This is a genomic window from Pseudidiomarina indica (assembly GCF_900104245.1).
Taxonomy (GTDB): Bacteria; Pseudomonadota; Gammaproteobacteria; order Enterobacterales; family Alteromonadaceae; genus Pseudidiomarina; species Pseudidiomarina indica.
On sequence record NZ_FMXN01000008.1, the window covers coordinates 31233 to 53761 of the forward strand.

General features: G+C 49.1%; 25 protein-coding genes. 14 read left to right on the forward strand and 11 right to left on the reverse strand.

Translation table 11 applies throughout. The annotated features are described in order from the left end of the window. The first annotated feature begins 147 nt into the window (after window positions 1–147). Complete coding sequence (gene nrdG / locus BLP64_RS07525) at window positions 148–636, forward strand: anaerobic ribonucleoside-triphosphate reductase activating protein (protein WP_092593298.1); 489 nt, start codon at window positions 148–150, stop codon at window positions 634–636. Next, window positions 636–2471, forward strand: a complete 1836-nt coding sequence (gene nrdD, locus BLP64_RS07530) for an anaerobic ribonucleoside-triphosphate reductase (protein WP_092593300.1) — start codon at window positions 636–638, stop codon at window positions 2469–2471. Before nrdG ends, nrdD begins: the two co-directional genes overlap by 1 nt. 31 nt (window positions 2472–2502) lie before the next feature. Here the strand turns inward: nrdD and hemN are convergent, their stop codons facing one another. Together hemN and ubiT are read right to left on the reverse strand one after the other, a co-directional pair. After that, entirely contained in the window at window positions 2503–3882 is a 1380-nt protein-coding gene (gene hemN / locus BLP64_RS07535) for an oxygen-independent coproporphyrinogen III oxidase (protein ID WP_092593302.1), read from the reverse strand. Between the two features lie 61 nt (window positions 3883–3943). After that, window positions 3944–4459, reverse strand: coding sequence for a ubiquinone anaerobic biosynthesis accessory factor UbiT (gene ubiT / locus BLP64_RS07540; protein WP_092593304.1), 516 nt, complete (start codon window positions 4457–4459; stop codon window positions 3944–3946). Window positions 4460–4543: 84 nt separating this feature from the next. Here ubiT and ubiU point away from each other — a divergent pair, with 84 nt between their 5' ends. Genes ubiU through BLP64_RS07555 form a run of 3 tightly spaced genes read left to right on the forward strand, consistent with a single transcriptional unit; the run spans window position 4544 to window position 7650 of the window. Then, complete coding sequence (gene ubiU, locus BLP64_RS07545) at window positions 4544–5539, forward strand: ubiquinone anaerobic biosynthesis protein UbiU (protein WP_092593306.1); 996 nt, start codon at window positions 4544–4546, stop codon at window positions 5537–5539. A 2-nt stretch (window positions 5540–5541) separates the two neighbouring features. Beyond that, a complete protein-coding gene (locus BLP64_RS07550) occupies window positions 5542–6420 on the forward strand; it encodes a U32 family peptidase (protein ID WP_092593308.1) in 879 nt (292 codons plus the stop codon). Between the two features lie 24 nt (window positions 6421–6444). Then, the gene (locus tag BLP64_RS07555) at window positions 6445–7650 is read left to right on the forward strand and encodes an NnrS family protein (RefSeq protein WP_092593454.1); all 1206 of its coding nucleotides are present in this window, start codon (window positions 6445–6447) and stop codon (window positions 7648–7650) included. On the opposite strand, the gene BLP64_RS07560 is transcribed toward BLP64_RS07555, so the two are convergent. Both BLP64_RS07560 and norR read right to left on the reverse strand, forming a co-directional pair. Further along, window positions 7647–8042: a YbaN family protein gene (locus BLP64_RS07560; RefSeq protein WP_092593310.1), complete on the reverse strand. Its 396-nt coding sequence runs from the start codon at window positions 8040–8042 to the stop codon at window positions 7647–7649. The genes BLP64_RS07555 and BLP64_RS07560 overlap by 4 nt on opposite strands. Window positions 8043–8049: 7 nt before the next feature. Continuing rightward, window positions 8050–9603, reverse strand: coding sequence for a nitric oxide reductase transcriptional regulator NorR (gene norR, locus BLP64_RS07565; RefSeq protein ID WP_092593312.1), 1554 nt, complete (start codon window positions 9601–9603; stop codon window positions 8050–8052). Window positions 9604–9783: 180 nt separating this feature from the next. On the opposite strand from norR, the gene BLP64_RS07570 reads away from it, so the two are divergent. After that, window positions 9784–10323, forward strand: coding sequence for a hemerythrin domain-containing protein (locus BLP64_RS07570; protein ID WP_092593314.1), 540 nt, complete (start codon window positions 9784–9786; stop codon window positions 10321–10323). A gap of 11 nt (window positions 10324–10334) precedes the next feature. On the opposite strand, the gene fnr is transcribed toward BLP64_RS07570, so the two are convergent. After that, complete coding sequence (gene fnr / locus BLP64_RS07575; RefSeq protein WP_233340129.1) at window positions 10335–11039, reverse strand: fumarate/nitrate reduction transcriptional regulator Fnr; 705 nt, start codon at window positions 11037–11039, stop codon at window positions 10335–10337. Window positions 11040–11215: 176 nt separating this feature from the next. On the opposite strand from fnr, the gene BLP64_RS07580 reads away from it, so the two are divergent. The 8 genes from BLP64_RS07580 to BLP64_RS07615 all read left to right on the forward strand — a co-directional run bounded on the left by BLP64_RS07580 (window position 11216) and on the right by BLP64_RS07615 (window position 17628). Beyond that, window positions 11216–11773, forward strand: coding sequence for a TMEM165/GDT1 family protein (locus BLP64_RS07580; protein ID WP_092593316.1), 558 nt, complete (start codon window positions 11216–11218; stop codon window positions 11771–11773). Between the two features lie 12 nt (window positions 11774–11785). After that, window positions 11786–12526, forward strand: a complete 741-nt coding sequence (locus BLP64_RS07585) for a DsbA family protein (protein WP_092593318.1) — start codon at window positions 11786–11788, stop codon at window positions 12524–12526. 378 nt (window positions 12527–12904) lie between these two features. Beyond that, on the forward strand, window positions 12905–13174 hold the full coding sequence (locus tag BLP64_RS07590; protein ID WP_092593320.1) for a TMEM165/GDT1 family protein: 270 nt from the start codon (window positions 12905–12907) through the stop codon (window positions 13172–13174). Window positions 13175–13287: 113 nt separating this feature from the next. Further along, entirely contained in the window at window positions 13288–13830 is a 543-nt protein-coding gene (locus BLP64_RS07595) for an SDR family NAD(P)-dependent oxidoreductase (protein ID WP_092593322.1), read from the forward strand. Window positions 13831–13874: 44 nt separating this feature from the next. After that, a complete protein-coding gene (locus BLP64_RS07600) occupies window positions 13875–14249 on the forward strand; it encodes a hypothetical protein (RefSeq protein WP_092593324.1) in 375 nt (124 codons plus the stop codon). A gap of 75 nt (window positions 14250–14324) precedes the next feature. Then, complete coding sequence (locus BLP64_RS07605) at window positions 14325–16397, forward strand: protein-disulfide reductase DsbD family protein (protein WP_092593326.1); 2073 nt, start codon at window positions 14325–14327, stop codon at window positions 16395–16397. Further along, complete coding sequence (locus tag BLP64_RS07610; protein ID WP_092593328.1) at window positions 16394–16903, forward strand: protein disulfide oxidoreductase; 510 nt, start codon at window positions 16394–16396, stop codon at window positions 16901–16903. Before BLP64_RS07605 ends, BLP64_RS07610 begins: the two co-directional genes overlap by 4 nt. Further along, a complete protein-coding gene (locus BLP64_RS07615; RefSeq protein WP_176754948.1) occupies window positions 16900–17628 on the forward strand; it encodes a DsbA family protein in 729 nt (242 codons plus the stop codon). Before BLP64_RS07610 ends, BLP64_RS07615 begins: the two co-directional genes overlap by 4 nt. A 121-nt stretch (window positions 17629–17749) precedes the next feature. Here the strand turns inward: BLP64_RS07615 and BLP64_RS07620 are convergent, their stop codons facing one another. Genes BLP64_RS07620 through aroB form a run of 6 tightly spaced genes read right to left on the reverse strand, consistent with a single transcriptional unit; the run spans window position 17750 to window position 22522 of the window. After that, window positions 17750–18940 carry a BaiN/RdsA family NAD(P)/FAD-dependent oxidoreductase gene (locus tag BLP64_RS07620; RefSeq protein WP_092593332.1) on the reverse strand — a complete coding sequence of 397 codons (1191 nt, stop codon included), beginning with the start codon at window positions 18938–18940 and terminating at the stop codon, window positions 17750–17752. A 4-nt stretch (window positions 18941–18944) separates the two neighbouring features. Continuing rightward, window positions 18945–19427, reverse strand: coding sequence for a peroxiredoxin (locus tag BLP64_RS07625; protein ID WP_092593334.1), 483 nt, complete (start codon window positions 19425–19427; stop codon window positions 18945–18947). A gap of 4 nt (window positions 19428–19431) precedes the next feature. Continuing rightward, window positions 19432–20100, reverse strand: coding sequence for a class I SAM-dependent methyltransferase (locus BLP64_RS07630; RefSeq protein WP_092593336.1), 669 nt, complete (start codon window positions 20098–20100; stop codon window positions 19432–19434). Beyond that, entirely contained in the window at window positions 20097–20543 is a 447-nt protein-coding gene (locus BLP64_RS07635; RefSeq protein ID WP_092593338.1) for a GNAT family N-acetyltransferase, read from the reverse strand. Before BLP64_RS07635 ends, BLP64_RS07630 begins: the two co-directional genes overlap by 4 nt. Further along, complete coding sequence (locus BLP64_RS07640) at window positions 20540–21406, reverse strand: Dam family site-specific DNA-(adenine-N6)-methyltransferase (protein ID WP_092593340.1); 867 nt, start codon at window positions 21404–21406, stop codon at window positions 20540–20542. The genes BLP64_RS07635 and BLP64_RS07640 overlap by 4 nt, the downstream gene beginning before the upstream one ends. Before the next feature lie 18 nt (window positions 21407–21424). Continuing rightward, window positions 21425–22522: a 3-dehydroquinate synthase gene (gene aroB / locus BLP64_RS07645; protein WP_092593342.1), complete on the reverse strand. Its 1098-nt coding sequence runs from the start codon at window positions 22520–22522 to the stop codon at window positions 21425–21427. Between the last annotated feature and the right edge of the window lie 7 nt (window positions 22523–22529).

Here is a 22529-nt window from a genome sequence, read left to right on the forward strand (position 1 = left end):
ACGCTTCAGCAACACGGATTTTCAGCGATGGTCGATACCGTGCGTAAGATCCTTGCGTTGGATCAAGGAAGTGCTAGGGAAGAGGTCTATGCTAAAACACAATATCTAGTGCTTGATAGCTAATCACACACAATATATAGGTGTTTTATGCTTCGATTTAGTGCAGAGCAAGTGGTTTTTCAAGAGGTTCCAGGTGAGGTATCACTCGCCTTTACGATAACGGGCTGCCCGGTGGGGTGCAAAGGGTGTCATAGCGCCGACAGCTGGCCAGCAGACCGTGGTGAATTACTGACGCCTGACTACTTGAGCCAACGTTTGAAGCACTATCACCCCTTACTCAGCTGTGTGTTGATGTTAGGTGGGGAATGGCAGCCTGCGGCCTTGATTGAGCTGCTTAAGGTGGCACGTGATGCGGGCCTCAATACCTGTCTTTACACCGGATACGAAGATGTTTCTGAGGCAATCAAACAGCATTTGACCTATCTGAAAACCGGCCCTTGGATTGCCGAGCTCGGCGGATTAACCAGCCCCACAACCAACCAGAAATTTTATGACTTACGCACCCAAACCCTACTCAACCATCGCTTTTTAAGCGGTGACCTTATCGCTTGTACCGATATCATAGGAGATTCATGATGATACGCTTACACCCCGACCAAGTGGATGCAAAACTAAACTTCATTCACGATTATTTAGCGGCACCCAATGCGGCGGATGGCTCCAAAATGGATGCCAATGCAAACGTGACCCAGAAAAATATTGCCACCCTTGAAGCTGAATTAATGAAAGATTTTTTTGTGCAAATTAATCGGCAGCAAGTGAGCAATAAAATCACGGAGCTTTTTGGTGCTGAACTCGGCCAAGAATACGTTCGGCAAATAGAGAATCACGAAATCTATGTGCATGATGAAACGAGCTTAAAACCGTACTGCGTCTCCGTCACCATGTACCCATTTTTACGGGATGGGCTGACAAAGCTCGGGGGAGAATCCCAAGCACCCAAGCACTTAGAGAGTTTTTGTGGCACCTTCGTTAACTTTGTTTTTGCGGTGAGCTCACAGTTTGCTGGCGCGGTTGCAACGGTCGAGTTTTTAACCTATTTCGATTACTACGCGCGGCGCGATTATGGGGATGACTATTTAACCACCCACCGTCATCAAATTGCGAATCATCTACAGCATGTAGTGTACGCCTTGAACCAGCCTGCAGCAGCACGAGGCTATCAAAGTGTCTTCTGGAATATTTCCATTTATGACCAGCATTACTTCAGCAGTATGTTTGGTGATTTTGTGTTCCCTGACTTTACCAAGCCAAGTTGGGATTCGGTGAGTGCGCTGCAGCAGTTTTTTCTACAGTGGTTCAATGAAGAACGTAAGAAAACAATTTTAACGTTTCCGGTGGTGACCGTGGCCATGTTAACCGACCAAGGGCAATGCAAAGATCAAAGCTTTGCGCGCCAAATGGCGGAGGAACTGGCACAAGGTAATTCATTCTTTGTGTATTTGTCGCCCAATGCTGATTCGTTAGCCTCATGCTGCCGCCTACGTAATGAAATTGCCGACCATACCTTTTCGTACACCTTAGGTGCAGGGGGCGTTGCCACCGGTTCAATTAATGTCATTACCATCAATATGAATCGCTTAGTGCAAGATGGTCGTGATTTGCGAACCGAAGTGGAAAAAGTCCACCGTTACCAAGTTGCCTACCGCCGGATCATGGAAGAATACTTAGCCGCCGGTCTGCTAACAGTTTATGACGCAGGTTTTATTAGCCTCGACAAACAGTTTTTGACCATTGGCATTAATGGCATGGTGGAGGCGGCTGAGTCCCAAGGGATTCGAGCCAGTAATAACCCCGAGTACATTCAGTTTGTGCAGGACCATCTGAAAGTTATTTATGATGCCAATAAAGAAGCGAAAAAAGCCTATGGCTACCTCTTCAATACGGAGTTTGTGCCAGCAGAAAACTTAGGCGTAAAAAATGCGAAGTGGGATCGTGAGGACGGCTATTTTGTACCTCGGGATTGTTACAACTCGTATTTTTATGTGGTGGAAGATGAGCAGACCAACGTTCTTGATAAGTTTATGCTGCACGGTCAAGAGTTGATTGAGTATTTAGATGGCGGTTCCGCGCTGCATTTAAACTTGGATGAAAAGCTTTCAGCCGATGGCTATTTGGCCCTATTAAACATTGCGGCCACCACAGGTTGTAACTATTTTTGCGTGAACGTAAAAATTACGATCTGTAACGACTGTGAGCATATCGATAAACGCACCCTGAGTGCCTGTTCAAGCTGTGGCTCGACAGATATCGATTACGGCACGCGCGTGATTGGATATTTAAAGCGGGTATCTGCGTTCAGTGCGGGGCGTCGTAAAGAGCATGCAGCTCGTCACTACCATCGACAGCAACCGACTCAGCAAGATGCCAGTGCGGGAGCGCAGACTCGAGTACTACAGCAGGTGAGTTAACACCTGCTGTCGCCTGCCACTGTTGTCGTGCTTAAACCACTTTGGAATAACGCGGGGCAGTGGCAGCGTCATCGAGGTAGGCATCAAAGCATGCGCAAATACTTCGCACCCAAAGCCGACCGAGCTCAGTCACGGTAATGTGAGTTTTTGAGATATTGACCAGGTCATCGTCAACGAACGGGGCTAATTTCCGTTGTGCGGTTGCGAAATACTCCCAGAAGTCATCCATGCCCCATTGGTTTTTAAAGGCCTCGATATCCAGCTCAAAATGGCAAATGATTTGTGAAATCAGGGCTGCTCGGAGGCGATCATCTGCGCTTAATTCGAAGCCTTTGATAATGGGTAATCGCCCTTCATCCAATAACCGGTAATAGGTGGGAAGCTCTTTATTGTTTTGCCACAGAACCCCATCAATTTGGCTGATGGACGAAGCGCCGATACCCAAAAGCGCATCTTGGCCATGGGTGGTGTAGCCTTGGAAATTACGTTGTAGCTTGCCCTGCTGCTGCGCTTGCGCAAGTGTGTCATCGGTTTTCGCAAAATGGTCCATGCCAATAAATTGATAGCCAGCAGCAGTAAAGCGAGTAATGCCCAACTGTAGCAGTTCAAGTTTAATGGGGGCTGATGGAAGGCTGTCATCCGCAATTTTTCGCTGCCCGGCAAACCGTGAAGGTAAATGGGCATAACTAAATAATGAGATGCGATCGGGGTTCAACGCGATGACCTGATCAATCGATGCTTTAAAGGTTTCCGGGCGTTGGTATGGCAAGCCATAAATAAGATCGAGGTTGATCGAATGGAAACCAAGTTCACGACTTAATGCCACTTGGTGCTTGATTAATTCCGTGTCTTGGACTCGGTTGATGGCAATCTGAACTTGACTGTCAAAATCCTGGACGCCATAGCTGACACGGTTAAATCCTAATTTACGTAAGTGACGAAGCTTCTCGTCACTGCAACTGCGTGGGTCAATTTCAATACTCCACTCGGCATTCTCGGTGAATTGGAAGTGCTCGTGGAGTAAATTGTCTAACCGTGTCAACTGGGCTTCAGTTAAAAATGTGGGGGTTCCTCCGCCCATATGCACCGATTCAAATCGGCGATTACCCAGCAGTGGACGATACATGGCCATTTCTTTGGCTAAATAATCGAGGTAGATATCCGCTTTATGCTGATGTCGGGTAATGACTTTGTTGCAACCACAGTAGTAGCAAAGCTTATGACAGAAAGGTAAATGGATATATAAGCTGAGTTTTTGTGATGCTTGCTGGAGTGTACGCTCCATGGTGCTCAAAGGAAACTTCGCTTGTAACGCCAACGCCGTCGGATACGACGTATAGCGCGGACCATTAATATTGTATTTGTCGATAAGCTCTTGGCTCCAGACAACTTGCTGTGCTTGATGAGTCATTTGAACCCCCCAATGGGATGGCGATCAGAAATACGAATGGCCGCAGTTTAGCTGATAGAGATCAAAAATTTGATACACCAGAAGGGGTATGGAGCCCCTGCGCCACGCGTTTAGTGGTATCAATTGCGAAGCGCGGTAGCCGACCTTCAAGCTCCACGGTATCGAGCAGGTTTTTGACTGCGAGACCGAGTTCAGTGTCTCCGGTGAGTAACAATTTCCGCCGGAAAAACAAGGTATCTGGATCGCACTCACCACTAATCAGCATTAATAATGCAGCGCTATCTCCGCGCATGGTGACTGCTGCTTGTTGAGGCCGCATGGAAACCCGTAAACGAGGTTCGGATGATGTGTTATCTGCGGTTACCGCAAATATCAGACTCAAGTCAGGAATGCTGATTTTGACCCAGCGTTGATGCAAAAACTCAAATTGCTGGCGCTGTCGTTCAGGCTTAAAAAAATGGTTTAATGTTTGCCCCATCAACTGTTCTAACAAGGGTTTAGGGGTAAAGTGCAACACCCGATTCAAACCCACTGCTAGCTGATTCCAATGATCTACTACTTTAGTGATAACCATCATTTGCCGCCTATTTTTTTCCCGTAAATTTTTCCCCGAATTATAATGTTCATTATGAATGCATGTTAATGAACAGGATCAATAATTATGGAACTTCTGTGTCCCGCTGGGAGTATGCCAGCGCTAAAGGCCGCTATTGAACAGGGGGCAGATGCGGTATATGTCGGGCTGAAGGACGAAACCAATGCGCGTCACTTTGCCGGCTTGAACTTGGATGAAGCCAGTTTAAAAGAGGCTGTACGGTATGTGCACCAGCAGCAGCGGAAGCTCCATGTGGCGATTAACACGTTTGCCCATGCGGATACGTTCCAAGTATGGCAAAACGCGGTTGACGTGGCTGTGCGTGCAGGTGCCGATGTATTGATTTTAGCTGACATTGCTATGCTGGCGTATGCCGCAGAACGTTACCCACAGGTGGAGGTTCATTTGTCGGTACAGGCATCGGCAACCAATGCCGCCGCGATTGAGTTTTATCAGCAGTTTGGGGTGAAGCGAGTGGTTCTGCCGCGAGTGTTATCCATGAATCAAGTCCGTTCATTGGCACGCAGTACGTCGGTTGACCTTGAAGTCTTTGCCTTTGGGAGCTTGTGCATTATGGCCGAAGGGCGTTGCTATTTAAGCTCGTATTTGACCGGCGAATCCCCGAATACCGTTGGCGCCTGTTCGCCCGCCAAGTTCGTGCGTTGGGATGAAGGGGACGAGGGGACATTAGAGTCTCGACTAAACAATATTTTGATCGACCGTTTTGCACCCGAGGAAACAGCGGGGTATCCCACCCTTTGCAAGGGCCGTTTTCAGGTGGGGAATGATACCTACCATGCGCTGGAGGAGCCAACCAGCCTCAATACGTTAAGTTTGTTGCCTGAGCTTTATCAAGAAGGGATTGCCTCGTTAAAAATTGAAGGGCGGCAACGGAGCCCTGCGTACGTGAGCCAAATTACCCGTGTCTGGCGTCAAGCGATTGATTCCGTAATGGCTGACGCCTCCCGTTTTCAGGTTCAGCAAGAGTGGGACCGTGTGCTCGCAGATTTGTCAGAAGGCCGCCAGACAACCTTAGGCGCCTATCACCGTAAGTGGAAATAATGATGAAATTTTCATTAGGAGCAATTCAGTACTTTTGGCCACGAGACGTGGTCATGAACTTTTATCAACAGGCGGCCGAATCCTCTGTGGATATCGTGTACTTAGGGGAGACGGTTTGCAGCAAACGGCGTGAGCTGAAATTTGATGATTACCTTGCCATTGCCCATAGTTTGCGTGAAGCGGGTAAGCAGGTATGCTTATCCACCATGACCTTACTGGAAGCCCCATCGGAGTTACGAGAGTTACGCCGTTACTGTGACCAAGGTGAGTTTTTAATTGAGGCGAATGATGTGGGGGCGATTGCCTACCTGCAGGAACATAAACTGCCCTTTGTTGCTGGTTCCGCCATTAGCTGCTACAACCAATACACGTTGCGGCATTTAATGAATAGGGGCATGAATCGGTGGGTGATGCCCGTTGAGCTCTCCCGCGAGTGGCTCACGCAATTGCTGCAACAACCGCTAGTAAAAGATGTCCGTGATTGCCTTGAAGTGGAAGTGTTTGCCTTTGGGCACATGCCATTAGCTTGGTCAGGTCGATGCTTTACGGCACGGTCTGAAAATCGCCCCAAAGATCAGTGCGAACTGGTGTGCATTCAATACCCAGAAGGGCGCCCGGTAAGCAGCCAGGAAGGCCAGCAAGTGTTTGTTTTGAATGGGATTCAGACCCAGTCAGGTAGCCGATACAACCTGATTAATCAGCTCCCTTCAATGCAAGGCATTGTTGATGTCGTGCGGTTAAGTCCGCAGCTAATGGGAACCTTTGATTGGTTAGAAAAATTCCGTGCGAATAGGTTCGGACAAGCCCCCCAGCCATTGGCGAAAAATGACAGTAATGGGTATTGGCTGGCCCTTGCTGGACTCGTGCAACAGCTTGATTAACGCCCCAACCAAGGAGCACTCATGATGCAGATTACTGATTTACAAGTCGAGCAGCGGATGTGGCCGCTGCTACGACAAGCGTTCCGCCCCCTATTTTTGTTAGGCGCAAGTTTTAGTGCGATTGCGATGGCGCTGTGGATCACCGTTTTAGGTGGTCATTTGAATTTGCCGGTGTATGGCCAAGTGATGTTTTGGCATGCCCACGAAATGTTGTTTGGTTTTGTTGCTGCCATCGTGGTCGGCTTTTTGTTGACGGCAGTTCAGAACTGGACGGGATTACGGGCAACGCACGGGAAAACCTTAGGGATTCTGATGGTCGTGTGGTTAGCCGCACGGCTGTTGATGTTATTTGGGGCGGCAGCACCCGTGTGGCTGGTAGTAGCGGTCGATCTGCTGTTTTTACCCTTAGCAGCAGTGTTGTTCGCCATCCCCCTGATTAAAGTACAGCAACAGCGCAATCTCTTTTTTGTGCCGGTGTTATTTCTCCTGACTTTCTGTAATGGTTTGATGCATTACGGGTTGTTGACGAACCGGTTTGATATGCAGCAATTAGGAAGTTACAACGCCGTCTGGCTGATTACCTTATTGATGGTGATTGTTGGTGGCCGCGTGCTGCCGATGTTTACCGCCAATGGCACCATGACCCCGAAAGTGCAGCCGATTGTGTGGTTGGATCTTTTGGCGTTAGGAAGTTTGTGGCTGATATTTATTTTAAATATCACCTTAATCAGCAGTCAGTTACCTGCTGGGGTGATGGGGGCCTTATATGCATTTGCTGCTCTCACGTTGGCGTGGCGCTGCGGGCGTTGGCGGATTTGGGTAACGTGGCGGGTGCCGTTGTTATGGTCGCTGCATCTTGCCTATTGGATGATTCCGTTCGGACTAGCATTGTTCGCCCTGCGAGAATTTGGGGTTACCAGCATCACCACCTCGACGGCATTGCATGCACTGACTGCCGGGGCGATGGGAAATATGATTCTGGCGATGCTGGCGCGGGTTTCTTTGGGGCATAGTGGCCGTCCATTGCAACCGAAACCGATCATGTCTGCGGCATTTATGTTGGTCATCCTGGCCGCCCTGACACGGGTTCTCTTACTTTGGTTATTCCCAGCGATGACCATGATTGGCTTAATCATTGCAGCAGGTGCTTGGATTGTGGCTTATGCCATTTATGTGGTGGTTTATTTACCGATTCTGACCACGCCACGACCCGATGGTCGGCCGGGCTAACTTTCTGTTGACGGGGTGACTGGCTCGGCCTCAGGCCGTAGCCAGAGCCACGTGGCAACCATCAGCATGATACCAATGACGGTGACCTTTAATAGGATTGGAACCGGGCTTAAACTTAACATGGTGGCACTGCCACACATCATCACCGAGGCGATCACTTTCGGACGGCGCCGAACCACACCGTGTTGACGCCAAGCGATAATTTGAGGGCCATACTTCGGATGAGACAGTAACTTCTCTTCAAGGATCGGCCATCCTTTTCCACCTGCCCATGCCGCCACTAAGAGAAACGGAACGGTTGGCATAATGGGGAGTAATAGCCCAATAATACCCAAAATGATTGCTAGAATTGCAATCGAGCGCCACACAAAAATGCGCAATATGACCGCCATAAAATCCTTACTTTAGCCCCAATCGAGATGCTAGTTTATGAAGGTTACTCGGATCCATATCAAGGAGGCGAGCAGCTTGTGCCCAATTGTAACCGCTTTTTGTGAGTGCTTGCAAAATGAATTGTCGCTGTAATTCATCGATTGCATCACGCAGGCTCATGGTTCCCAATGCCATGTATGGCGCTGGTTCTACCGTCGATTGCTCAGGGAGCGTTGGTTGGGTTGCTGTTATCGGTAAATCGAGTAGAGCCGCATCAATGGTCACAATATCATTGCGATGCGCGCCACGGCTGAGTGCTTTAATGGCGGCACGGCTAATTGTGTGCTCCAACTCTCGAACGTTGCCGGGCCAATCATAACGGTGGAGCGCTTGTTCGGCGGCAGGAGAAAGCCGCAGTGCGCGTACACCTATTCGAGTCCGATTGAGTTCAAGAAAGTGACCTGCCAACAAGGCGATGTCGTCGTCCCGCTCTCGTAAAGGCGGAATAGGTAATGGATACACGGACAGTCGATGGTATAAATCCGCTCGAAAATCACCGGTTTTAACCTGTTGCTGAAGATCACGGTTGGTTGCGGCGACAATTCGAACATTCACCCGATGGGAGCGATCACTGCCTAGCCGCTGAATTTCACCATTTTGCAAAACGCGAAGTAATTTAGCTTGGATGGAAAGTGGCAACTCGCCTACTTCATCTAAAAAAATCGTCCCCCCATCGGCACTATCAAAGCGCCCTGCTCGCTCTTGGCTGGCACCTGAGAAGGCGCCGCGAGTGTGTCCAAAGAGTTCACTCTCGGCAAGGGTTTCGGGGAGCGCGGCACAATTGACATAAATTAATGGCTGTTGGCTGCGTGTCGATTGCTGGTGCAATTGGCGCGCAAACAGCTCTTTCCCAACACCGGTTTCCCCCAGCAACAATACCGGTAAATCGGATTGTGCGACAACGGCAAGCTCTTGCATGACATTCATTAAGCGAGAACTGCGACCAATAATGTCATGGTTTTCATGAATTGAGTTGGAATAGCGTTGTTGGTTATCGCGAGGTTGATTTCTGAGCGCACGGACATGCTCTTCAATCATGCTCATGCGGACCGCCGCTTCGACCAACAGGCTGGCTCGTTGCAAGGCGTGCATGGTGTGCTCATCAAAGGTGCCCGGCGTGAGTGCATCCAAGGTAAGGACGCCCCAAATTTGACCTTCAATATACAGGCTGATCCCCATGCAATCGTGCACGGCAAGCATTCCATCTGGGCTTTCTTCAATCAAGCCGTCGTAGGGGTCAGGAAGAGGGCTATCGGGTTCAAAGCGAATAGCTTCTCGAGCAGCGGTAATCGCTGCTAACCTTGGGTGTTGCGCGATCAGGTAGCGGCGACCAAGAGCTTCTCGCGCCAGTCCAACACTGGCAATAGGGCGTAACATCTCTTGCTCACGTTTTAAGATCACGACCGCACCGCAATGAAAGTGAGTGCGTAATGTTTTCACGACTTTTTCAAGTCGAATGGCCGCAGGTAAATCTGTGACCAAATCGGCAATGAGGGTTTCTAAGAGCGAAACATCGTGCATGGTATAAATCACCGTATTGGGGCCCAAATGACCCAGCCAATAGAGGGTTTAATATACCATCCCGTTTAAAATCTCGATATAAATCAAAGTGGGTAGTCTTGGCACTCTTCTTGCAATCCCTCTGGGGTAGGCCGCGGGATTGTCCCGCCTGAATCCCAAGTTGTTGAGAGGAGCGTTGCAATGACAACACCAGTGAACCATGAACAAGTATTAGCTGTTTTCCAAGCCATGCCTGCCAAAGATCTTGTGCAATTCATTATTGAGAATTTTCATGAAAAGCATCGAGTGCAATTACCTGAGCTCATGGTCTTAGCGCGGAAAATTGAAGAAGTTCATTTTGATCACAGCGCGTGCCCCAGTGGATTAAGTGAGCTGTTACAAGTGGTTTATCAAGAATTAGAAAGCCATATGTTAAAAGAAGAGCAAATCTTATTCCCGATGCTCGCAGGAGGAATTTATCCACAAGGCCCTATTGCTGTCATGGAGGAAGAGCATGAGCAGCATGAGCAGTTGATTTCGCAGCTGCTGGCGCTCACAAATCAATGCTGCCCACCCACAGATGCCTGTGGTAGTTGGGTTATGTTGTATCGCCAATTGGCTGAATTTATTGCGGATTTAAACCAGCATATCGTTGTTGAAAACTCGGTGTTATTTAAGCAACCGGAAACAGTTACCGCTGGGCATCATGGCAACGGCCACTGCTGTGGCGGTTGCCAGTGATTGGGGGAATACTACTGAGCCATTTCGCGTAAGCGGAGTGGCTCGATAATCTCAACCAGTTTGTTTTGGACTTCGATGACCCCTTCTTGCTGCAGGTTCGATAGAATGCGGCTGATGGTTTCGACGGATAGCCCTAGATAGTTGCCAATATCGGCCCGTGTCATGGTAAGACGATAAGAACGGCTCGATAGACCTCGCTCCTTGAAGCGTTCTGCTAAGGTGACTAAGAAGTGTGCAACCCGTTGTTGCGCTGTGCGATTGTTCAGGGTGCCGAGAAGTTGTTTGCTGGTGAAAATCTCACCGCTCATCAGGCGCCATAATTGACGACGTAACCCCGGCATTTGCTCGGCTAATTCATCCAGCGCAGTGATTGGAATTTCACACAACATACTGGTCTCAAGGGCCTGCGTATAGCTGCGGTGCTCATTTTCTGAAAGTCCATCAAAGCCAATAACATCACCGGGTAGGTGAAAATCAATAATTTGCTCTACCCCATTGTCGTCAATGGTATAGGATTTCAGCGAGCCGCTCCGCACCGCATATAAAAACTTGAGGGGTGCCCCTGCATGAACCAAAATATCGCGTTTTTGAATCGGCTTATGCCGCTGAATGATGGTATCCAGTCGAGCCATGCCTTCTTGATCAAGCTGATAAGGCAAACACAGCGCTGCCATACTGCAATTTTGACAATGAATGTGTGAGGTCATGTTTGTCATGAGGATTTCCTGATAGAGATCAAAACTAAAGGCGTATGAATGCAGTATACGCAGTTCATATGACAAATTAAGTTGAGCTGAAGGAGTACCCCCTCAATAACCCGTAAGTGGTAGTTGATATTTTTGATCATTCCCACGAACCCCTATAAAATGCGCCTTCTCTAAAGGAGTTTTATGTGGACGCATTCCTAACCTCAACGGCGACGGTAGCTATTGCGGAAATCGGTGATAAAACACAATTTCTGAGTTTACTGCTTGCTGCACGTTATCGCCATAAGTGGTCCATCATTGCCGGCATTTTTGTCGCGACACTATTGAACCATCTTGTTTCAGCTTGGTTTGGCCAGTGGTTGATGACCGTGATCCCCCCTCATATTGCGACCTATTTGGTTGCCGCTTGTTTTATTGTGGTCGGCTTGTGGGTGTTATTCCCCGATAAAATCGATGACAACGAAGGGAAGACGGTGCGCCGCTATGGGACATTTGTCGCGACACTTGTTCTGTTTTTTGTGGCTGAGATTGGTGATAAAACACAAATTGCCACGGTGGTGCTTGGTGCCCAGTATAATCAAGTGATTGCAGTTACGTTAGGTACAACGTTAGGAATGATGCTAGCAAACGTTCCGGTCGTGCTGCTGGGGGAGCGTATCATGAAAGTGTTCCCATTATCATGGGCGCGCTATGCAGCTGCGATGATATTTATTACCCTCGGGGTACTGGCACTCATCACGTAAGGAATGAAGTAAATGATTAGCAGGTTAATGAGTGGGCTCTTGATCGTGATGGCGTTATGGAATGCCCCTTTATTTGGTCAAGACAAAGCCGATTATCAAACCGAGTTGGAGGAATTGAATCAGCTCTTGGAAGAATATCCAGCTTTGATCCCCAATGTGCTGTCGAGTGTGAAAGAGTTCTTCCGCCAGCGTAATGAACATCTCGCACTTATGCAAAAACATGAAGGTTGGCTGTTCAACAATGACCGCACTCATCCTTGGTATGGTGCCGAGAATGGCTCCTTACCTGTCGTGGTGATCACCGATTACGACTGCCCTTATTGCAAACGTTTAGAGCCCCATTTGCAACGCTTGGTGGCAGAGTTCCCGCAAGTGAAAGTCATTAACGTGATGGTTCCGATTCGCCAGCAAAATGTGCAAGGCGGGCGTCTGAATCCAGCCAATTACGCGTTAAACGTGTGGCAGAACCAACCGAATCAATTTGCGGAAGTCCATCAGTTACTGTATGAGCAAAATGGCCTACATACAGCGCAATCACTGGAGAAAATCGCGCGCCAGACCGGCACCCGATCACAGCTCACCAGTGCTCGTGCAACCGCCTCGGTGATTGAGCAAAACCATCGGGTATTCAATGATTTCCAACTCCGTGGTACCCCCGCAATCATCATGGGGCCACTGGTTATTCCTGGCTATGTTGATTATGACGACCTCAAAGCGGCCGTCACGAATTTGTTGGCAAACCAAACGCCTTAATTATGCAATGTGGGGAAATTGCTTTATCGAAGTCACAACCTACATGTGAACTAACAATAAAGTTTGTACACTAATTGCGGGGCTAGTTTTACGAAAATCTACAATCTCATTGAAATTTATGGTGTTTTGGTGATTGTTAGGTCACGCTATCAATAAAGTCTTTATGACATTTTTTTCGAAAATCAGCGGTATTGAACTCGGTTGGGCAAAACAAATCAAAGTATGTGACAAAGTATTTTTTGTCTTTTCGTAAATCTCCAGTCCAGTTTATTTCTGTGGTAGTTCTCTTTAACACATAGGAAAACAGTCGATCATTTAGGAGCTTGACCAAATTCTCGCACACAGAGCCTATTTCCTGATAACGACGAGCATGATGAAGTGCGCAAGTACGGCGCTTTCATTGCCACCACCGTCTTGTTCTTTATTGCTGAAATTGGTGACAAAACACAGGTGGCCACCATTGTGCTTGGTGCGCAGTACACCAGTGTTGTTGCAGTAACTTTAGGTACCACGCTTGGCATGATGGTCGCAAACGTGCCGGTGGTGTTACTCGGTGGTAAGTTAATGCAAAAGTTACCGCTCGATTTGGCTCGTTATATCGCCTCGGCGGTGTTTATCATACTGGGTGTTGTCGCGTTGCTTTGGTAAGGAACGTTTGGCAAAACGTGGGCAATGGTAAAAAACTTAGCGATGATCACAAAACTGCACAGAAAGTAATCTATAGTTGATCGCACATACACGAAGCCAAGTGGAGGTGTGCGATGCCCCGTCTTGAAGATAAAGTTGCCATTATTACCGGCGGTGCCGCAGGCATTGGTCTTGCTACCGTTCATGAACAAACCACCGAGCACTTCGATCGGGTGATGGCCGTGAACGTGCGTGGCGTTTTCCTTGGCATGAAGTATGCGTTGCCGCACATGTTAAAAGCGAAATCAGGTAGTATTATCAATATGTCGTCTGTTGCTGGCTTGGATGGCTTTGGCAATCTGAGCCCCTATGTGGCGTCAAAGCATGCGGTGGTTGGTCTAACTAAGTCGGCGGCACTCGAGGCCGCGTCATCTGGTGTACGTGTGAATTCGGTGCATCCATCGCCGATTCATACGCGCATGATGCGAGCGATTGAGGAGAGTATGAATCCTAGCCACGCTAAAGAAGTGCAAAGTCAATTTGAACAAAATATTCCAATGCAGCATTATGGTGAGCCGATAGACGTTGCGAACTTAGTGTTGTTTTTGGCGTCTGATGACAGTAGTTTTATTACGGGTTGCCAATATCGCGTCGACGGCGGCATGGGCGCCAGTTGAAAAGCAAGAGCGATATTAGCTTTTAGATATTAGTAACGAGGGTTATGTTGAGATTTGGTGCTGACAAAAAACGAGCTTACACCGCCTTAATGGCGGTATTTTGCGTGCTGTTTTTATGTTGGGGCCAACAAAGTAGCTGGGTAACAGCAAGCTGTCCGCAATCGCAGCACCATAACCAAGCAAGCACGACTAGTGCTGGTGATATCGATAACACGGTTGTGGTGGCTGAATGCGATAGTTCGTCGCAGTTATTGCAGCAAGCGCACCTGAATATTTTAGATGGTGGCGCCGCCGTATCGTTGTTTGTCGGCATCACTTTACTAATTATTATCCGTCACTTCTTTGTTGGTTATGCGCAGGCGCCGCCCAGCTATCGGCGACGTCGTCGCCACCTTCTATTTTGTGTATTCAATGAATAACACAGAAGCCTATTAACTCTGTGTGCACATAGTTGATATGTGCGATAAGTATTACTGAATACATGAGATAACTTTATGAAGAACATTTCAAAAATCTGGTTGGCTGCGATGCTGCTGTGGCTGCTAAGTGCAAGCGCCCAAGCCCAAGTTGCGACGGACTGGATTCAACTTGAAGAGCACCCACCGGTTCAGGTGCGATTGCTGGTGCCGGGGAAAACTGACCCTGAACAGCGGCAAGTTTCAGCCTTGTTGCAGGTCAAGCTTGCTGATAATTGGAAAACCTATTGGCGAACGCCCGGTGAAGGTGGTGTACCGCCGCAACTGGCATGGCAAGCTGATTCTACTAATATCACTGATGTTTCTTGGCGCTTTCCAGTACCTGAGCGTTTTGACGTACAAGGTATTGAAACGGTGGGTTACCAAGGTGATATCAATTTCCCGCTGCAAATTAGTGTGGCAGATTGGCAACAGCCCGTTCGCTTAGAAGGGCTACTGACCTTAGCCAGCTGTACCAATATCTGCGTGATTTCCGACTTTCCACTCGCTCTTAACTTCACCCCAAGTGAGTTGAATGCGGACATGGATGCGCTATTTGCCTATGAGCAAGCGCAAAGTGCGTTGCCGCATCGTGACCACCCGCAACTGACTGTGTCTGACTTGGTTTGGTCGGCGTCACAGCAGCAGTTAGCCGTAACGGTAACGAATACTGAGCAATGGCAGCAGCCACGTATTTTCGTAGATAGTCTGCGTGAGGATTATGCCGACCTCACCATTGAGTTATTAGAGCAGCAGCAACAAGGCAATGAGTTGACCGCTCGGTTTGCAATTTCGCATTGGTTGGAACAGCCAGAGTTAGCTGGCGAGACACTTCAGGTGACCATAGCGGATGAACTAATTCGTGCAGAAATGAGCGCTCAAGCTATTGCTGGTAACGTGCAGCCATCAACAGTATCCGCAAGCTGGTGGATGATGCTGCCGCTGGCGTTACTTGGCGGCCTTATTCTCAACATTATGCCATGCGTACTGCCAGTACTTGGCTTAAAGCTGCAATCGGTGATTGTTGCCGAGCGCGAGCGTGGTCAGGTACGTCGTCAATTTATTGCTTCAGCACTTGGCATCATCACCTCGTTCGTCATTCTGGCGATCATGCTGATGCTATTGAAGCTCGGTGGACATGCCATTGGTTGGGGTATTCAGTTCCAGAACCCGTATTTTATCGGGGGCATGGCGCTGGTGATTGGCCTCTTTGCTCTCTCAGTGAGTGGCTTATGGACGATTCAACTACCGCAAGGCATGCAGCAGTGGGTAGCAACCCGTGGCGATCAATCAACGCTGGGTCATTTCATTCAAGGCATGTTTGCGACTTTGCTAGCAACGCCTTGTACCGCGCCGTTCTTAGGAACAGCCGTCGCTTTTGCCCTAGCGGCATCGAACCTTCAGTTACTGCTTATTTTTGTGGCGTTAGGTGTCGGTATGGCATTGCCTTGGCTGGCCGTTGCTGTATGGCCTAGTGTGGCGATGAAACTCCCGAAACCCGGGCCATGGTTAAAATGGGTCAACCGGATTTTCGCGTTGTTATTGTTGCTTACCACGGCGTGGTTGATTAGTTTGCTCAGTAACCATGTCAGCGCTGACGTATTCGCATTCATTGTTGCCGCATTTGTTTTATTGGCGCTGGTATTAGCCTACCGTCGGTTTGGGCGAGCGGGCGTGATTGGTGCTATTGCGGGCACAGTGCTGCTAAGTGGCATCGGCTTGCTAGTAGGTAGTTGGACAAGTAGTCCGAAACAGCTTGAAGAACATGCTTGGCAGCAACTGCAACCAAGCGTCATTGCCAGTGCCGTTGCGCAAGGCAAAGTGGTGTTTGTAGATGTTACTGCGGATTGGTGTGTGACCTGTAAAGCTAATAAAATTGGTGTGTTGTTGCAAGAGCCGGTGGCAAGCGCCTTGCGCGCTGATGATATCGTGCTTATGCAGGGGGATTGGACGCGGCCAAGTGACCAAATCACCGATTATTTGCGTAGCTACAACCGTTATGGCGTTCCATTTAATCAGGTTTATGGACCCGGTGCGCCGAATGGCATTGCGTTACCCGTGATACTGACGGATGACGCGGTACTTGAAGCAATCAAGCAGGCACGTCAATGAAATTCTTAAAGCAATTAGCCATTTACCTCGCTATTTTTATTGCCATTAGTTTCGCGGTGGATAGCTGGCGCAGTCGTGGTTTGCCGTCAGGCCCAATTGATGCACTGTCGGTGGTTACTATCGACTCGCAACAGCATGATGTTCTTGCGCGCAGTCATGAACAACCCGTCCTATTGTACTTTTGGGCAACCTGGTGCCCGATATGTGATTGGGTTTCGCCATCCATTAATTGGCTTGCCGATGATCATGAAGTGATGAGTATCGCGATTCGTTCTGGCAACGATGCCCGGGTAACAAGCTACTTGCAGCACCACGATTATCGATTTGCGACCGTCAATGATAATACGGGTGAATTAGCACGTCGTTGGCAAATCAACGCGACTCCAACGGTCGTGATTGTTGCCGACGGCGAGATTGTTTCGTATACCACCGGCGCATCAACGCCGGTTGGTTTATGGTTGCGTCTGAAGTGGGCGCAATTGATGCAAAAATTGGAGAAGTTATGAAGTACCTTTTAAGCACAGTAGTTTCGTTATTGTTTGTTGTTAGCGTGGCAGCGAGCGCGCAACAAGCGGCAAATCAACCCCAGCGACTTGAGCAAATTAACGAATTGCTGAAGCAGAACCCAGAAGTTATTCCGAGCGTGTTAAATAGCTTGCAGCAATACATTGCAAGCAAAAAAACTGCCGAGCAAGCGCAGCGTGATCATGGTAAGTGGTTACTTGATAACGATGATGCGCACCCGTGGTTTGGGGCTGAAAACGGCTCTGTTCCGGTTATTGTCTTTACAGATTATGACTGCCCATATTGCAAACGTTTAGAGCCTCATTTGCAAAAACTAGTGGAAGAGTTTCCACAAGTGAAAGTGATTAATGTGTTGGTACCGTTGCGTCAGCAGAGTGTACAGGGGGGCAACTTGAACCCAGCAAACTTTGCCTTGAATGTATGGCAGAATCAGCGTGAGCAGTTTGCTGAAGTGCATGAACTACTCTATAAAAAGAACGGTCTGCATACCGGTAAATCGCTCGAACAAATTGCGCGTAAAACCGGAACCCGCTCGCAATTAGATAGCCCGAAGGCGACGCCAACCATTATTGAGCGTAACTATCGGGTATTCTCTGATTTTCAATTGCGTGGAACGCCGGCAATTATGGTTGGCGGACAAACCATTCCAGGTTACGTTGAATATGCTGAGTTGAAACAAGTTGTTCAACAAGCCGTCGCGCATTAATGTGAAGTAATCAATGTTACAGAAACTCGCAATAGTTCTACTGGCGCCCTTGCTGATATGGCAAGGGCGCCAAGTTATAGGCACACGCCATTCGAGAAATCTAAGCTTAAAGCGACACAACCTACAAGCTTTCCCCACAGGCCCAGCCACTGGACCACGCCCATTGAAAGTTATAGCCACCGAGCCAGCCGGTGACATCCAGCACTTCCCCAATAAAGTAAAGCCCCGGCTGCAAGGTGCTGGCCATGGTTTTGGAATTGACTTCTCGGGTATCGACACCCCCTAAGGTAACTTCTGCCGTACGATAACCTTCGGTGCCATTGGGCTTGATGGTCCAATTTTCTAAAGTGTCTGCAATGGTTTGGAATAAAGCGTTATTGCAGTCAGCTAAGTTTTTATCGGGCCACTGATATTGCTCACACAACGTGAGAGCGAGTCGCTTCGGCAGCCATTCTTGCAGGACCGAACGAAGACTCATCCGAGGGCGCTGTTGGCGCAGTTCAAGCAAGCTGGTAAAGATGGACTCTTGCGGCAACAGATTGATTTGAATGGTTTCACCGGGATACCAATACGAAGAAATCTGGAGCATTGCGGGCCCGGATAATCCACGATGAGTGAAGAGCATGGCTTCTTTGAATTGATTCCGCTGGTTGCTTGCAATCACATCCACGGCCAACCCAGATAACTCTGTAAAGCGTTGTTTATCAGTGTCATGCAAGGTAAAAGGCACCAAGCCAGCGCGGACCGACACAATGCGATGACCAAATTGCTCGGCGAGTTGATAGCCGAGAGGGGTCGCACCTAATTTCGGCATGGAGAGCCCCCCACAAGCAACCACCAGTTGCTGTGCTCGCAAGACGCCCTGATTGGTGACGACGGTATAGCTATTAGCGTCGTAGTCAACGGCAGTGATTTCGGTTCGTAGTTGAACCTGGGCACCTGCGCGGCGACACTCGGTTAGGAGCATGCTGACGATATCTTTGGCACTGTGATCACAAAACAGCTGCCCCAAGGTTTTTTCATGGTAAGCAATGCCATGACGGTTCACTAGGTCGATAAAATCCCATTGGGTATAGCGGCTCAGTGCAGACTTACAGAAATGGGGGTTTTCTGACAGATAATTTTCAGGGCTGGTGTATAGGTTCGTGAAATTACAGCGGCCACCGCCGGAAATTAAAATCTTTTTACCGGCTTGCTTCGCATGATCGATCACCAATACGCGCCGCCCACGCTGAGCGGCAGTTGCTGCACAAAGAAGGCCGGCAGCGCCGGCCCCAATAATAATCACGTCATGGTTGACTGCTACAGACACAGAATTACCCTTGTAATGCTTCTAGGACGTGCTCTGCGCTACTGACACCGTAGGTTTTTTCATCTTCCACGAATAGGTGGGTGACCACGCCATCTTGAATCACCATGGCGTAACGTTCTGCACGCAGGCCACCAAAAGAGCCGGTTGCTTTCGTTAACCCGAGTGTTTCATGGTAGGACGCATCACCGTCGGATAAGAACATGACCACGTGATTCGGGTCTTGTGCTTGTTGCCACGCGCGCATAACAAACGCATCGTTGACAGCGACGCAAGCGATGGTCTCAACACCTAATTGACGTAGTTTATCGGCGTGTTGAATAAAGCTGGGTAAATGTTGTTCCGAACAGGTTGGGGTAAAGGCGCCGGGTATCGCAAATAAAATGTGGGTTCCTTTAGCAAAGAGTTCGGTGGGATTAATTTGTTGTAGACCGACATCACCGAGTGTTGTGAGTGTGCCTGCAGGTAAGTGAGCATTAACTTGAATCATGGCGTTACTCCGAAAGATAAATATCAAAGCGGTGTTTTTTACTCACCACTTGGGTGTGCGGGGTGACTCCCCCTAAAAAGCCAGCATGTTGTGGGCGCTTGACCACCACACGTTGACGCGCAATGCGCCGAGCCGGAACGAATAAATCGTCAGCATCCGCATCCGATCCCACCAACTGGTGGAACATTTGCATATCTTTTTTGACCGCGGCTTTCGCTTTGCGCTCACTGCTGGGATACATCGGATCTAAATACACGACATCAAAACTCTTGGCATCGAGTGCAGTGAGCTGATCCGGTGGCAATAAGTATAGCCGTGTTTGCCAGTCTGGTTGGTGTTGGTATAAACGTGCCAGCGCATCCGCTAACAGCTCGCGTACAACAGGGTGGCGCTCGTTTAAGGCCACTTGAGCACCGAGTTGAGCCAAAATAAATGCATCACGGGCAAGGCCTGCCGTGCCATCCAGAATGGTTTCATGATTGGCTTTACCGAGCCCACAAGCCCGGGCAATGGCTTCGTCTTTAATGCGTGCATGAGCCGCCCGAAAAGCATTTTTCCCCGCTAGGAAATCAATTCTTAAGGGGGTCATTTGCGGCTGGCTGAGCCAACGAAGGTGCAAGCCATGTTCGTCACGCTCAAGGGCGAAATCAGGATGCTCCGACAAAGCGTTCATGGCTGTCGTTCCATGTCGATGTGGGGAATACCGTCTTCCAAGTATTCGTCGCTGATATCGGTGAAACCAAAGCTGGCATAGAAGTCGTGCAAATACATTTGGGCACTGATACGAATGGGAGCATTGGGGCTGTGCGTTTGGCACAAGGCAATTGCACGCTGCATCAGCTCTCGTCCAAGCCCAGTTCCCCGTGCAGAGTGGGCGCTAAGAACTCGTCCAATGCGGCTGAAGCCAGAGGTGCTTGTGCCTAAAAAAATTCGTGCGTAGGCAACAAGCTCGAGGCCTTGGGTTGCCCATAAATGAATTGCTTGGTGGTCAGCGCCATCAATTTCTGGATAAGGACATTGCTGTTCCACCACGAACACGTTCACTCGTTGTTGCAAAATGGCATACAGCTCGTGCAGTGATAACTCGTCAAAGGTTTTTTGCTGCCACTGAATCATGGTGCTTGTTTCCGAATACGCGTTGTTAGGGGCACCACATTATCGACAGCGCGGGAATAGAGCGCTAATAGCTCAGCAACTTTGCTACGCCCTTCTGCATTGGGGCTGATAAACCGTGATACCTGCAGTTTGTTGAGCTGCGCACGGCGATATAAAAGCCGTGTGAAATCAGTGTCATGGTTACTAATCAGCACTGGAATGCCCCGTTTATAGGCCGCCAGTTCTGCTCGCCGCGCTAATTCTGATTGGTCATCTAAAGAAAAGCCCCCGCTCGCATAATGGGTAAAGTTTGCCGTTAAACTGAGGGGTGCATAAGGCGGATCACAGTAAATCACATCGCCTTTTCGAGCGCGTCGAAACACGTGCTCAAAGCTCATGCAGGTAAACACGGCGCGTTGGGCTTTTTCGGCAAAAAACTCAAGCTCCGCCTGAGGGAAGTAAGGCCGCAAATATTGACCGAAGGGCACATTAAATTGCCCTGATAAGTTATAACGGCATAAACCGTTATAGCCATGCCGATTGAGGTACAGAAATAGCAATGAACGTTCGTACGAGTCTTGGCTCTGATTAAATTGCTGCCGCAGATGGTAATAGGCATCTGCCGTATTGGTGGACGCGGTAAATAGCTGTCGGGCATCTTCGATAAAACGCTTGGGGCGGCGTTTTACAAATTTAAACAGCGTGATCAAATCAGGATTCACATCATTGAGCAGATACTTGGGGTAATCCGTGTTCAAAAACACCGAACCTGCGCCCACAAAGGGTTCAATGAGTTTATTCCCATGCGGGAGCATGGCAGTAATTGGTTCGATGAGATTGTATTTTCCACCGGCCCATTTTAGAAAGGCGCGCTGTTTCGTCATGCGTTCAGCTCTTTAATTTTAACGAGTCATGGGGTTGGCGCAGCTCATGCTGACAATGGCTTGGCGAATTGCCTGCCAGTCAGACCACGGCTCTAATTGGGCATGCCCGATTGCCGTTGGAACAACGAAGCGTACCGTACCTGCTTGTACTTTTTTATCACGTTGCATGAGAGTCTGCCAACGTTCAAATGACATTTCTGGTGCTCGGGTTGGCAATTGAAACTGCTGCAATAGTTGTTCAATCCGTTGCTGCTCCTCGGCAGCGAGTCGTCCTTGTTGCATCATTAAAGTAGCAGCAATCATGATGCCCGCTGCAACTGCCTCGCCATGTTTCCAACGAGGACTGAACTCGGCTTCAATGGCGTGACCAAAGGTGTGCCCAAGATTAAGCAACGCGCGAGTGGACTGTTCACGCTCATCGGCTGCAACGATTGCTGCTTTAATCGCACAGCTTCGCTGAATGGCAGTTTGGAGCGCTTGCGGGTCACGCGCCATCAGAGCCGGCGCCTGTTGCTCTAACCAAGTAAAAAAATCCCGATCGGCAATAATGCCGTACTTGATGATTTCAGCAAGACCGCACACATAGTCCCGCTGTGGTAGCGATGCTAAGCACGTCGTATCAATCAGCACCGCACGGGGTTGATAAAAGGCCCCAATCAAGTTTTTACCCCCCGGGTGATTGATTGCAGTTTTGCCTCCCACGGATGAGTCCACTTGTGCGAGGAGCGTTGTGGGGATCTGATAAAATGCCACTCCGCGCTGATAGGTTGCGGCAACAAAGCCAGCTAAATCACCGACCACGCCTCCGCCTAGGGCAAGCACCGCACAATCACGATTAAAGCTGTGTTGGATAAGCGTATCGAGCACGGCCGCATAGGTATCGATGCCTTTTGCTTGTTCACTATCAGCAATGCAATGGGTTACCACGGTGTGGTGCTGCAGCGCTTGGCGTACTCTGTCGCCATACAACGCATCAACGGTCGCGTTGGTGACAAGAAGTAGCTGTTGGGGCAATTGCTGAAAGAGCGGTGTCCGGTGGAGCAGCTCAGGGCCGATATCGATCGGATAGCTGCGCTCATGGAGTCCCACTATTAGTTGTTGCGTGGTATGTGTCATGAGCGCC